This window comes from Veillonella parvula (assembly GCF_032472435.1).
GTDB classification, from domain to species: domain Bacteria; phylum Bacillota; class Negativicutes; order Veillonellales; family Veillonellaceae; genus Veillonella; species Veillonella parvula_N.
On record NZ_JAWEGM010000004.1, the window covers coordinates 257623 to 272245 of the forward strand.

The 14623-nt window shown below is 38.2% G+C and carries 14 protein-coding genes; 5 read left to right on the forward strand and 9 right to left on the reverse strand.

Annotation, left to right across the window (positions count from 1 at the left end; genetic code table 11):
• Positions 1 to 222 precede the first annotated feature (222 nt).
• The 4 genes from E7A03_RS07385 to E7A03_RS07400 all read right to left on the reverse strand — a co-directional run bounded on the left by E7A03_RS07385 (position 223) and on the right by E7A03_RS07400 (position 4988).
• Positions 223 to 969: a BUD32 family EKC/KEOPS complex subunit gene (locus E7A03_RS07385; RefSeq protein WP_221741182.1), complete on the reverse strand. Its 747-nt coding sequence runs from the start codon at positions 967 to 969 to the stop codon at positions 223 to 225.
• A gap of 461 nt (positions 970 to 1430) precedes the next feature.
• On the reverse strand, positions 1431 to 2306 hold the full coding sequence (locus E7A03_RS07390; protein ID WP_004698224.1) for a CoB--CoM heterodisulfide reductase iron-sulfur subunit B family protein: 876 nt from the start codon (positions 2304 to 2306) through the stop codon (positions 1431 to 1433).
• Positions 2306 to 3268 carry a succinate dehydrogenase/fumarate reductase iron-sulfur subunit gene (locus E7A03_RS07395; protein ID WP_008714753.1) on the reverse strand — a complete coding sequence of 321 codons (963 nt, stop codon included), beginning with the start codon at positions 3266 to 3268 and terminating at the stop codon, positions 2306 to 2308. Before E7A03_RS07395 ends, E7A03_RS07390 begins: the two co-directional genes overlap by 1 nt.
• 1 nt (position 3269) lies before the next feature.
• Positions 3270 to 4988, reverse strand: coding sequence for an FAD-binding protein (locus E7A03_RS07400; RefSeq protein ID WP_287509813.1), 1719 nt, complete (start codon positions 4986 to 4988; stop codon positions 3270 to 3272).
• A gap of 886 nt (positions 4989 to 5874) precedes the next feature.
• Between E7A03_RS07400 and E7A03_RS07405 the strand changes: the two genes are divergently transcribed.
• Both E7A03_RS07405 and E7A03_RS07410 read left to right on the forward strand, forming a co-directional pair.
• The gene (locus E7A03_RS07405; RefSeq protein WP_004698139.1) at positions 5875 to 6549 is read left to right on the forward strand and encodes a response regulator transcription factor; all 675 of its coding nucleotides are present in this window, start codon (positions 5875 to 5877) and stop codon (positions 6547 to 6549) included.
• Positions 6527 to 7942, forward strand: a complete 1416-nt coding sequence (locus E7A03_RS07410) for a sensor histidine kinase (RefSeq protein WP_004694649.1) — start codon at positions 6527 to 6529, stop codon at positions 7940 to 7942. Before E7A03_RS07405 ends, E7A03_RS07410 begins: the two co-directional genes overlap by 23 nt.
• A 167-nt stretch (positions 7943 to 8109) precedes the next feature.
• On the opposite strand, the gene E7A03_RS07415 is transcribed toward E7A03_RS07410, so the two are convergent.
• The 4 genes from E7A03_RS07415 to E7A03_RS07430 form a co-directional block, all read right to left on the reverse strand.
• Complete coding sequence (locus E7A03_RS07415; RefSeq protein WP_058948265.1) at positions 8110 to 9423, reverse strand: DUF445 domain-containing protein; 1314 nt, start codon at positions 9421 to 9423, stop codon at positions 8110 to 8112.
• Positions 9420 to 10655: a DUF445 family protein gene (locus tag E7A03_RS07420; RefSeq protein ID WP_287501676.1), complete on the reverse strand. Its 1236-nt coding sequence runs from the start codon at positions 10653 to 10655 to the stop codon at positions 9420 to 9422. The genes E7A03_RS07415 and E7A03_RS07420 overlap by 4 nt, the downstream gene beginning before the upstream one ends.
• 96 nt (positions 10656 to 10751) lie before the next feature.
• Positions 10752 to 11453, reverse strand: a complete 702-nt coding sequence (locus E7A03_RS07425) for an MBL fold metallo-hydrolase (protein ID WP_039965200.1) — start codon at positions 11451 to 11453, stop codon at positions 10752 to 10754.
• Positions 11454 to 11643: 190 nt separating this feature from the next.
• Entirely contained in the window at positions 11644 to 12000 is a 357-nt protein-coding gene (locus E7A03_RS07430; protein ID WP_008602127.1) for a winged helix-turn-helix transcriptional regulator, read from the reverse strand.
• 340 nt (positions 12001 to 12340) lie between these two features.
• Here E7A03_RS07430 and ygiD point away from each other — a divergent pair, with 340 nt between their 5' ends.
• The 3 genes from ygiD to E7A03_RS07445 all read left to right on the forward strand — a co-directional run bounded on the left by ygiD (position 12341) and on the right by E7A03_RS07445 (position 14222).
• Entirely contained in the window at positions 12341 to 13132 is a 792-nt protein-coding gene (ygiD, locus tag E7A03_RS07435) for a 4,5-DOPA-extradiol-dioxygenase (protein WP_008602125.1), read from the forward strand.
• Positions 13133 to 13714: 582 nt separating this feature from the next.
• A complete protein-coding gene (locus E7A03_RS07440) occupies positions 13715 to 13915 on the forward strand; it encodes a hypothetical protein (protein ID WP_008602123.1) in 201 nt (66 codons plus the stop codon).
• A gap of 40 nt (positions 13916 to 13955) precedes the next feature.
• Positions 13956 to 14222: a hypothetical protein gene (locus E7A03_RS07445; protein WP_287509815.1), complete on the forward strand. Its 267-nt coding sequence runs from the start codon at positions 13956 to 13958 to the stop codon at positions 14220 to 14222.
• Positions 14223 to 14393: 171 nt separating this feature from the next.
• On the opposite strand, the gene E7A03_RS07450 is transcribed toward E7A03_RS07445, so the two are convergent.
• Positions 14394 to 14623 (reverse strand): IS3 family transposase (locus E7A03_RS07450; protein WP_287509817.1); only part of this gene is annotated, 230 nt, incomplete at its 5' end.

Consider the following 14623-nt stretch of genomic DNA (forward strand, 5'->3'; position numbering starts at 1 on the left):
ATCACCTCCTTTCACCCTCTTATATTCCTGAAGTCCTCATTCGACAACCCCCTTGTTGTTATTTAAGGTACTTATAGTGAAAGTAGCTGAACTCTGACTGTAATACTATGAATTGAAATAGAAAAAGACCTCTACCTAATGTTATCTAGAAGCTTATCAATCTAGATAACACCGGTAAAGGTCTATAAAGTGCTCTTACTACGAGTACTATCCATATACATATTATTCAGTTTTCAAAGCCAACATAAAGTCATATGCTTTAACAGCCGCTTCAGTGTCCACAAAATGTAGAGGATTTAACATACGACAGAATTTAAAAAGATATTCATGTCTACCCAGAATGTCTTTTATATGTAGCACTGTCTCACGGGCTGTACAGGCTGAGCTATAGCCATTCATCATAGCATATAGATAAGAAATAGGTAAATTATCCTCTCGAAAGAAGCTGTGAACAAAGATGAGTAAATCCCATCCTTGTGGTGTTAACTCAGGCCAACGGCGAGTATTCTCCCAATCGAGTAATGTGATCTTATCTAGTTCAGGCTCATATGTAATGTCGCGCATAGCAGGACGACCATGACTCAAACCATAATCATGCAAGCGACCCAATGTCTTGCCAAACATATAAAAAATATGACTTAACATATCTTGCAAACTATCATCCTCTGGATGTTGAGCAGGCAATTGGCTATAATATGTTAACGTTTTGCCACAATCTTCTGTAACAAAATAATGTTCTCTAAAACCAGCAATAACAGGAGCTACTGGTAATTGCGTATTCACAAAAGAAATCTTGTAAAACTCATAATCAAAAGAAGCTCTAGGTGCGGGCTTAATCCAACTAGAGCGATGGTTACTTATATCCTGTTTTACAAAGTACTGTTTGTTGTTAAAATCCACAGAAAAAACACGATGTTCTGTCTCTTGATCAATCATTCGATCGATATATTCTAATAGCATATCATTCATTATTTTCCCCCCGTATATACACTCTATAATGCTAATCACCCTCTCAAAGCATAATAACTAGTATTTCCAATATAATATCTCCCAAATTTATATTGTATAATCTAGTATATATAACATTATAATAATTTATGAATTACAACATATTAGCTATTACTCATATAAGTGTATACAATTTGTGTACTTATTATACTACAATTATCAATCGATATCAAAATCAAATTTATTTATAAAGTTAGTATTTTACTGTATTTATTTTACATTTATCGATTTATATATATTTCACGATTTATAATTCAGTACAATTAAATCCAAACCTATTACCATTAACATTACTAAAAATCTATTTATAGAAAAGAAGAACCCCCTAGCCTAAGCTAGGGGGTTCTTCTGGTAATTATGATAATAGGTTTAGATTCAGACTACTATATAGACCAACTCTGATCATGTCCAAATCAAACGAATTAACCTACAAATTTTGTCACTGCTGCAGTATCAGTTAAGTGACGTTTAGGCATACCCATTTCAGCAGGGGAAATGCCAAGAGCAAGACCTACTAATTGGGACATGTGCAAGATTGGCATATCTTTGCCGCCGCCTACAACTTCTTTAGCTTCTTTTTGGAACATATCAAGTTGCATTTGGCAAAGTGGGCAAGGAGTAACTACGCAATCTGCGCCTTCTGTAGCCGCATCTTTATTGATGGAGCCAGTCATTTGCATTACGGAATCATGTGCAGGGTATACTGCATGGAAACCGCAGCAATCAAGTTTGCGGGAGAAGTCGATTGGTGTAGCACCGATAGCAGAAATCAAATCTGCTAAGGATGTAGGCATTTGATAATCTTCGAAGCCCAATTCAGTTTGAGGGCGAAGAATATGGCAGCCATAGTATTCAGCTACACGTAAACCAGTTAACGGTTTAACAACTTTAGCTTTCAATTTATCCAAACCGTAATCGCGGATCAATACCCATAAGAAATGAGTAATATCAGTTGTACCGCGGTATTGTTTACCGATTTGAGCTAATTTTTTATTAACTTCGTTCTTTTCTTTTTCGTTTGCATCAAGTTCATTTTTAGCTTCACGAAGCATCAAAGTACAAGTATTACATACAGTTAAAAGGTTTAAACCCTTTTCTTCTGCTAATGCAATGTTACGTGCGTTTGTAGCGAGTGTAACTTCTGGAGCGATATCTTGAACGTGGGAAGCGCCGCAGCAAGTCCAGCCGTCAAGTTCTTCCAACTCAATACCTAATTTTTTAGCTACAGCAACTGTTGCTAAGTAATCTTCTTTGGCAGCGCTTTCAAGAACGCAACCTGGGAAAAATGCGTATTTCATTATTTGCTTACCTCCTCAGCTGCTTTCATAAGTCTGCGAACACCATCAATACCGTTTACAGGTTTTTGAGGTACTACAAGTTCAAATGGGTTGATTTTGCTGTGTTTCCACAAACGCAATGCATAGAATGCTTGTTTAGCGGAATCTACAACACCATCAGATTTCAAGCTCATAGAAACTTCTTTCAAGCGACCAGTTTTGTAAAGATCCTCTTTGAAAGCAACTGCATGGCGAACGCCTTTGCTATTAGTAAGACCAGCTTTTGTAGCTTCTTTACGCAAGTTGGAAATGTCTTGAGCAGGTTTTAAGTGTTTAGGGCAACGGGAGATACAGTTCATGCAGTGAACGCATTTCCAAAGACCGTTGTCGAATGCAGGTTGAATGTGAGCCATAGGTGCATCATCACGGCTATCCAATACGAAACGGTTAGCTTTTGTGAATACATATGGTTCTAAGAAGTCGTCTTCGCGAGCAGTCAATTTGTTACATTCAGACGCACAGCAACCGCAAAGGATACATTCTGTACCAGCAACGAATTTTTTGAAGTCAGCTGGAGTTTGGCGAACGATTTTGTCCCCTTCGTTGAATTCAGCTTTAAGGAAAATCCAAGGAGCAACTGTTTTCAAACGATCAACTTTGGATTCCCAGTCAACAACTAAGTCACGGATAACACGGAAGTTGCCGATCGGAGCGATTGTCAATTCGTCTGTGCCATAACGTTCTGTTAATTCATCGATTTTAGATTCACAGCCGAGCATCGCTTCGCCGTTTACACGAATGGAGCAAGCGCCGCAAACTGCGGAACGGCAAGCTGCCAAGAATGTCAAAGTTGGATCCTGTGTATCTTTAATTTTTTGAAGGCCCCAGAGGATTGTACGGTCAGGTTCGTAATCGAATTTGAAAGTCTGTACAAACGCGCGACCTTGTTGGTAACGGTGAATATGATAGGTGATTTGTCTCATCTTAGTACTTCCTTTCTTGTGGTTCGTATTTAGTGAACACTACGTCGCGTTCTGTTAATTCGTATTGACCGTCAGCACCTAATTTGATCAAAGAATGTTTTAAGTATCTTTCATCATTACGTTTAGGATGGTCTTCACGTATATGAGCACCACGAGATTCACGGCGGTGTAAAGCGCCCATAGCAATAGCTTTTGCTACTGTTAACATGGAGCCGATTTCACAATAGTTTACGAATGCCATGTTGTAAGTACGTTCAGGGTCACCTACATAGCAAGTTTTATAATCTTCAATCAATTGTTCGATTTCTTTTAAGGCTTCAGTAATACCTTCTTCATTACGGAAGATACCTACTTTATTCCACATTGCATCAGCCAATGCATCGCGGATTTCTACAACCGGGCGACCGCCTTCACGGGATGTTACTTCTGTGAAACGAGCTTCCCAAGCTTTTGCAGCTGCAGCAAGTTCCGCATCTACGTTAGGTTGTTCATGTGTTTCAGCATAATCAGCTGCGCCAGCACCAGATACTTTACCGAATACTACGCCGTCTGCCAAGGAGTTACCACCCAAGCGGTTCGCACCGTGGATAGAGATACAAGATGCTTCGCCAGAAGCGAACAAACCAGGCAATTCACATGCACAAGTTTTGTAATCCACTACGTCGATACCGCCCATTGTATAGTGACATGTAGGACGAATAGGTACCGGTTGAGTCAATGGATCGCAATGTTCGAAAGTCATAGCCAAGTCACGGATACCATGAAGTTTTTCAATAATAACTTCAGGACCTAAGTGACGAAGGTCAGCTACTACGTATGCGTTAAGACCAGAACCGAAACCACGACCTGCAGCGATTTCATCTTCGATGGCTTTCGCTACAACGTCACGGGATGCCAATTCCATTTTATTAGGCGCATATTTTTTCATGAAACGTTCGCCTTCAGCATTAAGAAGGTAACCACCTTCACCACGAACCGCTTCAGACATCAAGATACCAGTACGACCAAGACCTGTTGGATGGAATTGGATCATTTCCATATCTTTTAAGCCATTACCAGCGCGGAATGCTGCTGCCATGCCATCGCCTGTGGAAAGGAATGGGTTTGTAGTACGAGTCCAGAAAATACGACCTGCACCACCAGTAGACAAGATAATTGCTTTTGCTTTAATTTGCTCTACTTTACCTTCTTTCATGTTCCACACAACTGCGCCACCAACGTGACCATTTGCGTCTTTAACAAGATCTAAAAGGTACCATTCTTGTAAGAAGTGTACGCCTTCTTTCAAGCATTGTTCGTAAGTTGTGTGCAAAATAACATGACCAGTTTTATCTGCAGAGTAGCAAGTACGTGGATAGGATTGACCACCGAAGTTACGTTGCGCAATTTTATTCTCTTCAGTACGGGAGAATGGAGCACCCATGTGGTCCATTTCAAGTACGCCTTCTGGGCAACGAGAGCAGAAGAATTCGATTGCATCTTGGTCGCCAAGATAGTCAGAGCCTTTTACAGTATCAAAAGTATGAGTTTCAACTGTATCTTCAGCTGCAACGTTGTTCAAACATGCATTTACACCGCCTTGCGCCATTGCTGTTGCAGAGCGAGTTGGGAAAATTTTAGTAATAAGAGCTACTTTTAAGCCTTTGCGACGACCTACTTCAAGAGCCGCGCGTTGACCAGCGCCACCGCTACCTACTACTAGAACATCAAACTGTTCCATAATGACCTCCTCATAACTACCTATTAATAAGAAAACTTGTTAGACTATCTCATTTCAAAAACTTATAAAAATTTTTGATAACCTAATCATTTTTCTTTCAAGAAAAACCCCATACTTATGCGATTTTTCTTATTCCTTTACCTATAATTATAGAGAGCATTTCAGGTCATGTCTAAACCCTATTATGCATAATTAATTTTGATTAATCTAATTGATAATTTATTTCACTTAGTATTTTTAAGGTAAAAAGAGGAGTCAAAAAAATACCTATATGAATAATTTTTACAAGAAGTTAAGAATTTTACGAAAGTAATTCGGTTCCGAAATTTTTCTACTTTTTTATTTCCTTTGGTATCTATATAATCCGCATAAAAACTAGCTTTTTAATCATTACTAATAGTTTATAATAATTAATATCCATTAAATTCCTACCAAATTCACCTAGAATTTAATTATCGAAAATTATCGTTTTTCTACGCTCATAACAAGTATTTATTCCTGTGATAATAATTATCATAAGTTTTTTTAGTGATTTATCGCACATCATCTAAAATCGATAAAATCATCCTCATCTATGCGCATACGGCAATCTTCGATATAGTTAGATTTTATTCATTAGCAGAATTCATTAAGTTTCTGTCTTTCACCATTTTTAAGGCTTTTAAAGATGAAGAAAAGTCTTGTAAACTCGCATGTACATTCATCTTTTGCTCATTACTATTGTATAAGGTATGATAATAGATAAATAAGTTATATAATATTATATATATAGTCACCTTATATGGTGTTGTGGCTTTCAAAAAAAGAAAGTTTATATATATATAATGACTATAATTAATGTAGTTGGAGAGCTATATTTTTAAATCATACATAAGGAGAACAGAGAATGAAAATTTTACTTGTAGAAGACGAAGAAATGCTGAATGGTATCACGGCTAAATATTTACGTGCAGAAAATATGACAGTTGATACATGCTTCAATGGGCAACAAGCGATCGATTACGTTAACACATCTAGCTATGACGTTATCGTAATGGATATTATGATGCCAATCCTCGATGGTATCAGTGCTCTTGCACAAATGCGTAACGACGGTAATACAACACCTGTATTGCTTTTAACAGCAAAGGATTCCTTGCAAGATAAAGTTACAGGCCTTAACACTGGTGCAGATGATTATCTTGTAAAGCCTTTCGATCTTGAGGAGTTAACCGCTCGTATTTATGCATTGGCTCGTCGTAATGCGCGTCATGCACAAAACGATATCCATGTAGGTCCACTTACCATCAATGTTCCTCAACGTACAGTTAAACGCGACGGCGAAACAATTACATTGACTGCAAAAGAATTCGACCTATTATTCTATTTAGCAAGTAACGAAAATATCGTATTATCTCGTCAACAAATCCTTGACCATGTTTGGGAATACGATTATGAAAGCTACTCTAACCTTATCGACGTATACATTAAAGATTTGCGCAAGAAAATTGATACTGATGAGAATGTAAAACTCATTCAAACGGTTCGTGGAGTAGGGTATGTCCTCAAAACAGAAAACTAATGATCCTCACCGAGATCTAGATACCATGTCTGGGGCAGCCACCGATTTATTTAATCGGCTGCCCCTAACCTTTAAAATTATGTCTTGGTATACCATCTTTTTGCTTATCATTTTGATGGTTGCATCCGCATGGATTTACGCATATACACATGAATCCGACAACAAAGAAGTGCGCGAACGCTTACAACAACAAGCGATGATTATGGCTACGGATATCCGCAAGTTTAAACCGTACCAAGATAATACATTCTTCTTTGTATCAACTCAAGACGGCTATATTATTAAAGGCGCCTTGCCAGATGGGTTTCCAAACCAAACAATCCTTTCCTTAGGGCAAGTTGGTGAAATTGCTGCTGGTGATGATACCTTCTACTACTACGATACACCGGTTAACGAACCAAACTATCGTGGTATTTTGCGTGCTGTTACAAAAGTAAAAACAGCCTCTAAAAAGACGGAAAACCTTTTATACAGTTTACTGTTAGGGAATATCATATTCTTACTAATTTCCTCCCTAGGCGGTTATCTTTTCATCAAAAAAGGACTTAAACCGGTCCGAACCTTGACGAAAACAGCTAAAGTCATCGGTAAGAACAACGACTTGAGCCGTCGTATCGACATTCCTGCTCGCACAGCGAGAGATGAAATCTACGAACTAACTACAACATTTAACCGTATGATTTCAGGTCTTGAGGATTCTTCCAATCGTGAAAGACAATTTAGTTCTGACGTATCTCACGAGCTACGTACACCAATTGCCGTTATTAAAGCAGAAAGTGAATTTGCTTTAAAATACGGTCGTACGGAAGCAGATCTACGGGAAGGTTTAACACATATCTTAGAGCAAGCTAAGTTCATGACTAACCTCGTAAGTCAACTGCTTGATGTAGCCCGCCTTGAAAATGCACAAGGTCTAAGCTTTGCACCTGTCAATGTATCATTGATGTTATCCAATATGGTCCACGACTATACAAGACTCTGTACAGAAAATACAGATAAACAGATTACAATTACATCTCATATTGAACCTAATTTACATATGAATGCTCACGAAGTATCATTACGTCGAGCTATCACAAACCTAGTGGACAATGCTATTAAGTTTACAAACTCTACTATTGATATTTCGGCTAAACTCGTAGGCAGAGACTTAGTCATTACCGTAACAGATAATGGTATTGGCATCGAACCTGAAGCTCTGGATCATATTTGGGATCGTATGTATCAGACGGAACAATCGCGAAATAAAAAGTCTAATCACGGCATCGGCCTAGGCCTATACTTTGTAAATAAAGTTATTAACTTACACCATGGTACAGTAACGGCCACGAGTGAACCACAAGTAAAAACTACATTTACCGTGCGATTGCCGTACAATACAAGGGAAGAATAACATAAACGGGACTGACCAATGGTCAGTCCCGTTTCTATATCAATTTTAATCCAAAAGCCCATAATGTAGAATTAATTAAACCATAAAAAACTAGCATATAGAAGCTCCTTCTATATGCTAGTTTTTGTGTATTTAATTTTAAAGCAACTTATTATAGATAATTAACTTTAGCCTACAAATTGTTGCCAAAACGGCATATATACATATTCTAAGAAGGTCCATACAAGCAGACCCGCTACAGCACCAACGATAGCACCATTAATGCGGATCCAGCTGAGATCGTCCTCCACCTTAGATTCAATAAAGTAAATAAATTTATCTGTACTGAGGCCACCTAATACTTGACGTATGATAGTTTCAATGAGGTCATACCCTTGTTCAAGTACGTAGTCGCCAATATCGTGTAAGGTTTTTTCAATACGATTTCTAAGATCTTCCGATTGACCGTATACATTCCATAATTCAAGAGCAATATTAACTAAAACCTGAGCCGGAGTTTCTCCGTTTTCATCCCCTACGAGCAATAGTTCTTCTATATAAGGGCATAAATGGTTTTCGATAACAGATTCCCAATCTTGTTCGCGAATCCAGCGTTCCCACGCTTCGTTAAGAGCATCGCAGACTTCATGGTTCTCTTCAATATTACGAATAGGTTCTACCCATTGTCGCAACCAAGCAGTTCGTTCGGGGCTATTTGGACGCTTCCAACTTTCCAGCATCGCATAGGCCTCTTGAACAATAGCCTCTGCCATTTCTTGATAGTTTACTACATCGGTAGCTTCGGACATAGAAATAAGGAAATCAGACCAGAAGCCTTTTCGCTTTTTCTTATGTGCCTCTTCTGCTACGACAGCGGTAAGCCAAGTAACCATAGCCGGATGATTAATCCGTTCTTGAATCACGTTTAGAACTTGCACAACCATACTTTCATAGCGATTATGCTCACATAAATCAAGTAATACGTGTTTCAAAACGGGCACGAGAGAATGTTGTTGAAGCAATCCACGAATGCGTTTTGCCCCCCATTGTGCCCATTCTTCATTAGTTTGAGATTTCCATAAAAGGTGTAGTCCTTGATGAATCACAAGGCGTGCTGCTCGCTGCCCCTCAGGAGACAACAAGAACTTCTCAAACAATGGCACAAATTGCACATTTTTCAATAATACTTTACAGCGCTCCTTGGTAAGCATCTTCGTCTCTACAAGTTTAATAACACCATTAATGAGGCGATCTTTATTGCGAGGAATTAGTGCTGTATGATATGGGAAACCTAGTGGCTTACGGAATAATGCCGTTACAGCAAACCAGTCGGCCACACTACCGATGAGGGCAGATTGGACAGCCCAGTACAACGGTTGATACCAACTTTCATAACCAAAGAAAAATTGTCCTACAAAAGCAAAACAATACAATACGGCAGTCAAGCCTAAAATGCCATTAGCACGCTGTTTCAAGGTAAGGGATTTCAAATAACTAATCATTTGAGCACCCCCTCTACAATGATGGTCAAACCGTATAAGGTGCCCCCAAGGACAGCCCCTATGAGGGAACCATTAATACGCACCATTTGAAGGTCATAGTACATTTTGCCGCGCACAATTTGAGTGATTTCATCAGGCGAATAGCGAGATAATTCCTGACCTACCACACTGTCGATGAGGGGGTTCAATTTCTGCAACCACGGAATACTACGCAACAAGAAGAACCGCTCAAACGGCGCCTGCTTGTCTGGATTCAACAAAATTTCGGTGCCGAGCACATTAAAGCGCTCCATAACGATGTCCATGAGGCGTTTCCAATCCAATGTATCCCCATCGATAAGTTTGCCTTCCCATTCTTCAAGAACCATTCTAATCCACTGATTTTTATGTTCTTCGATGAAAGCTTGCCACTCTGTATTAGTTTCCAAATTATTGAAAAAGCGAATGGCTTGGCCCCATACATAGCGCCCCAATGCAGAGTCAATAGATTCATTTTCCTTCAAGAATTGAACGGCTTTTTTCTGTACCGTTTCTACCAATCGTTCTGGTGAAAGTCCATCTCCACCAAAGGCGATGGCCAATTCACGAAAGAAAGAATCCTTTGTATAAGTTTTCATAATGTCTAGCATGACGCGATACAAATACGGATATACCTGATTTGATGCGATAACACGCTGACATGTGCGGTTAAAATAAAGCCAAAACACGCTTGCTGTGTGACGTTCTAGCATACAACGGCCAAAGAGAATAACAAGGGGTGTTGCTTTCCAGTTTGTAACCCCCTTATAAATGGCCTTATTAATCTCTTGGCGCATCGGTTCAATATCCATATGAGATAAAACTTGATTGCCCACACCGTACAAGAGATTTCTAATTTGAACTTGTCCCACATCGCTCATGCCGTATTCAACGATACGGACCATAACGCGTTCTTTTTTGATAGCATAATACATCTGTGGCACGCGCAATAGCTCTTCGCTGAGCATAGTGCGGCCTATCTGAATTAATCGTTCCTTACTGCGCGGCAAGATTGCCGTTTTGAAAGGAATGCCTAAAGGCTTCGTAAAGAGAGCCGTTACTGCATACCAGTCCGCGAGGCCACCTATCATAGCTGCCCCAGAGATATGCATGATAAAGGCCCAAAATGTATCATGTCGCTGCGGATATGAAATTAAAAATATAATAGCCATGACAACCAACAGGGTGGTTGCCACTGGTTTAGTTTTCATCATCACTTGATCCTAACTTACTCAATTACGCATATAGACTATCCCTATATAACGTAGTGACCTCGAGGTCTACGGACTTTCACAAATTATATCTATAATCTAAAAAGTAGCCTCATCGCCGTCTTTTTGAGGTTCCCAAATCGGCACCTCCCCAAAGAGAGCTTTAAAGTATACAGACGGTGTCCATAATGGACCATTCAAATGCATTGGAATAAAGGCTTTATTCACCTGTACACGGCGCAAAAATTCAATACTGCCCCATTCCATAGCGTCTTCCAAACGATTGTCTACAGGGAACATCGCTACATCTACGGACAAACCGTCTAATTCCTTGAACTCACGCCAAGCCATGCGCTTTGCATCCGCATTATTTTCCGGCGTATCACCAAGCCAATGCCACCAGTTAAGATCGCCTGCATGGAAGATAGAGTCAGAGTCGATATTCGCCGTATTTGTCTTTACGTAAAAAGAACCACCTTCATCGGTGCTGCCATACATATGGATGCCTACATCATCTAACGACGCATCTTGGCCAGGGCGCATGGTAATACATTTTTTCACCTTGCCCTCTAACGGCACATCTTGATGGCAAATATAGCGCGTTTGAGGACCATCAAATTCCGTAATGGACGGATTAAAGTGGTCGCCATGAGTATGTGTGACAAAGAACCAAAGCTCACGGCCTCGTTTAGCCAACTGCCAAACAATATTATTAGGATCCTTATAATAATCAAACACATAGCAACGCTTACCATCCTCTACGAGGAATCCGCTATGCGCTAAGAAAGTAACATGTAACATTATTATCAATACCTCTAAATTATTGAGAATTTATATCATTCGTATTTTTTATTATATCATATTTTTCTAAATACATGGCATAAACAAATAGCTATTCATAACACATAGAAAGGCCTTTTTTAAGTCTTATCAAATATATAGGGCCCCATATGTATAATCATAATAAGGGCAGAAATGCCGCTGGCATTTCTTAGATGCGACCAGCGGCTTTCATATAGTCAATATATTGGTTACCCCAGTTTTCGAGGGAAGCTAACACAGTTTTAAAACCAGCTCCCACTTCGGTAAGGCTATATTCAACCTTTGGTGGAATGGTACCATATACTTCACGATGTACAAGACCATCATCCTCTAATTGGCGTAAAGCTCTAGTTAGAGTGGCTTGTGTGATTGGATATAATCTCCGTTCTAATTCACGAAAGCGCACGGGACCTTCAGATAGTTCATGCATAATCAACAAAGACCATTTGCCAGCCAATAACTTTTGGCTTGTCGCAAAAGGACAGCGGCCTACTAAATCATGAACATTTACGAGTTGCTCTGCCATTGTCATTCTCCTTTTCTTTCTAATTTAGTTCAAATCATATCACAAATTTATCATATTGCAAGCATTTTACAGTATCTTTTTTTAGGGTACAAATTATTTTGAAAAAATTTTAATCAGTATTTATCATAATTCTATCACTTTTGATAGTACCTATCTAAAATAATTCTACTATTCAAAATATTTGCACCAATATATAATAAACTCACTAACTAAATACAATTATCGGTTGGTAAATCAATAACTATTAGATTTAGTCATCAACATTTATAGCTAAACAATTGTATCAATTTTACAGCATTAAACAGATTACACATTATCAATTGAAGGATTAGGTGGTATTATGAAACGCATGCCAACATTATTCGTAGGCCATGGCAGTCCCATGATGGCCTTAGAACATACAGAAACAACAACTACTTTCAAAAGTGTGGGACAAAATATAATCAACAACTATGGCAAACCAAAAGCCATACTTGCCATCTCTGCCCATTGGTATGCAGATGGTACCTATGTTCAAAGTGCAGAGAATCCAAAACAAATTTACGATATGTATGGATTCCCTCAAGATCTCTACGAGGTTGTCTATCCTGCCAAAGGAGACAGCAATTTAACGAAAGAAGTACAAAAATTACTGGGTAACTCCGTTTCTATAAATGACACTTGGGGCGTTGATCACGGCATGTGGACCGTGTTAGTTCACATGTTCCCTGATGCATCAATTCCCGTTGTCCAACTATCTATCAACAAATACCTGAGCCCAAAAGAAGCCTATCAACTAGGAACAAAGCTTCAGTCATTACGCGATGAAGGCTATCTTATCATGGGCAGCGGTAATATCGTTCATAATCTAAGGCGCATAGAATGGGACAGTCCATCCGGCACCTCCGCCACAATTGAGTTTGATCAATACATTTCTAAGGCAGTCTTAGAAAACGATATAAATGCTATTGTTAATTACACTCGACATACTCAGGCTAGCTATGCAGCACCTACACCAGATCACTATCTGCCATTAATTTATATTATGGGTGCGAGTGAAAGTGCAAAACCGACTGTATTTAATCAAACTTATAATTTAGGCTCCCTATCCATGACGGGCTTTATTTTTGAGGATGAGAATAGAGAAAAATAAAAGTCAGTGTAACGTATGCAAGCATTCTTTATAATCGTGCTTTGACATTTTGTTTTTAGGACTAACGAATATTATCAAATGTATATCTAGTTGTTGTATATCAAAATATAAAATCATCATAGTCGTATTGCTGGAATATATCGTATAGCGTTTGCGAAAATAAACTTGTAAATGGTAAATACGAATACCAATGTGGATTACTAGACCATACATAGTTCCTGTCACTATAACTAAGCAAGCATTAGACTCTATCACAAAACTAGATTAGCGTCTAGATGGATTACGAATAACGTATCTAGACAAGAAACAGTTTGGAAAACTATAGCTATTTTGGAAATACATAGCGTGACTAAAATCGACAAAAAATTTCCATATTTAATAAATGGCGATATAAAAATAAAATCTATATATACTAATACATGACAAACATTCTCTTAGGCAGACGACAATGAGATTAATGATCCATCCTCAAGTTGCTTATCATTACCAATAGATGGTACAGAAGGACAAGATAAAAAGCTCTGGCAATATTAATACCTATAGTCATGTTATTTTAGATGTTAGTGGTTTATAGATGATTCTATGGAACTTAGAGGTAAAGTTGTTAGTATAGTTACATATGATGTAGATAATGTACAAAATATTTATACTATTAAGTTAAATACTACAGAATATATTGCCCTAACTCATACATCTGAACCTGATTCTGATAAAATTTTTAAAATCGGTAAAAAAGGCAATATTAATATCATCCTAGCACAAGCAATATATTGCACTAAATAATAATACGTATTATACTGGCCTTAAAAGGAGGTATTGTATTATGAAATTTTTAGTTGCTTTAATTGTGTTATTATCTTGTGCTTTTTCATCCAATGCGTTCTACAATAATCCAAATGGTAGTTATGCCTATGACATAGGGTATAACTCTGGATATATACATGGTTCGTTTGGACGTTGGGCAGAATCTAATTATGGTCGTAACTACGATTATATCGAAGGGTACAATGACGGATATTATGATGGACAGTCTGAATACTACAACAGACAAAACACAATAGACGAATATAACCAAAGTCTGTATTATTAATTTGCCAATAAGAGATTTATGTCAAAACGAAAATTATCCTCGCCAACGCACGAATTGGTTATTAATCAAGGTGACGATTTTCTTTCCAACCTGTAATCAAAGATGCACAAAAAGAGAGCTGTAACAGAATGCGGTTTTATGATCTGCACCCATTTTCTTGGACAGATATAATTAAGCTACTTTTTGGGAATGAGTTCGGTATTCTACCGGACTCATTCCTTTTAATTTGAGCTTAATACGTTTTGTATTGTAATAATCAATATAATCTCTTAATTTGTTGATAAAATCTTCATAGGAAGTAAATTCCTCTAAATATAACAACTCTGATTTTAGTAAGCCAAAGAAGTTTTCCATCACGCTATTATCCAAACAGTTTCCTTTTCGAGACATACTTTGGATGA

Excerpts from the sequence above, each read along its gene's own strand:
- E7A03_RS07430 (WP_008602127.1), bottom strand. The coding sequence starts at position 12,000 with ATGGCAGAGCAACTCGTAAATGTTCATGATTTAGTAGGCCGCTGTCCT.
- E7A03_RS07415 (WP_058948265.1), bottom strand. The coding sequence starts at position 9,423 with ATGATTAGTTATTTGAAATCCCTTACCTTGAAACAGCGTGCTAATGGC.
- E7A03_RS07400 (WP_287509813.1), bottom strand. The coding sequence starts at position 4,988 with ATGGAACAGTTTGATGTTCTAGTAGTAGGTAGCGGTGGCGCTGGTCAA.
- E7A03_RS07445 (WP_287509815.1), top strand. The coding sequence starts at position 13,956 with ATGAAATTTTTAGTTGCTTTAATTGTGTTATTATCTTGTGCTTTTTCA.
- E7A03_RS07390 (WP_004698224.1), bottom strand. The coding sequence starts at position 2,306 with ATGAAATACGCATTTTTCCCAGGTTGCGTTCTTGAAAGCGCTGCCAAA.
- ygiD (WP_008602125.1), top strand. The coding sequence starts at position 12,341 with ATGAAACGCATGCCAACATTATTCGTAGGCCATGGCAGTCCCATGATG.
- E7A03_RS07395 (WP_008714753.1), bottom strand. The coding sequence starts at position 3,268 with ATGAGACAAATCACCTATCATATTCACCGTTACCAACAAGGTCGCGCG.
- E7A03_RS07420 (WP_287501676.1), bottom strand. The coding sequence starts at position 10,655 with ATGATGAAAACTAAACCAGTGGCAACCACCCTGTTGGTTGTCATGGCT.
- E7A03_RS07405 (WP_004698139.1), top strand. The coding sequence starts at position 5,875 with ATGAAAATTTTACTTGTAGAAGACGAAGAAATGCTGAATGGTATCACG.
- E7A03_RS07410 (WP_004694649.1), top strand. The coding sequence starts at position 6,527 with ATGTCCTCAAAACAGAAAACTAATGATCCTCACCGAGATCTAGATACC.
- E7A03_RS07425 (WP_039965200.1), bottom strand. The coding sequence starts at position 11,453 with ATGTTACATGTTACTTTCTTAGCGCATAGCGGATTCCTCGTAGAGGAT.
- E7A03_RS07440 (WP_008602123.1), top strand. The coding sequence starts at position 13,715 with ATGGAACTTAGAGGTAAAGTTGTTAGTATAGTTACATATGATGTAGAT.
- E7A03_RS07385 (WP_221741182.1), bottom strand. The coding sequence starts at position 969 with ATGAATGATATGCTATTAGAATATATCGATCGAATGATTGATCAAGAG.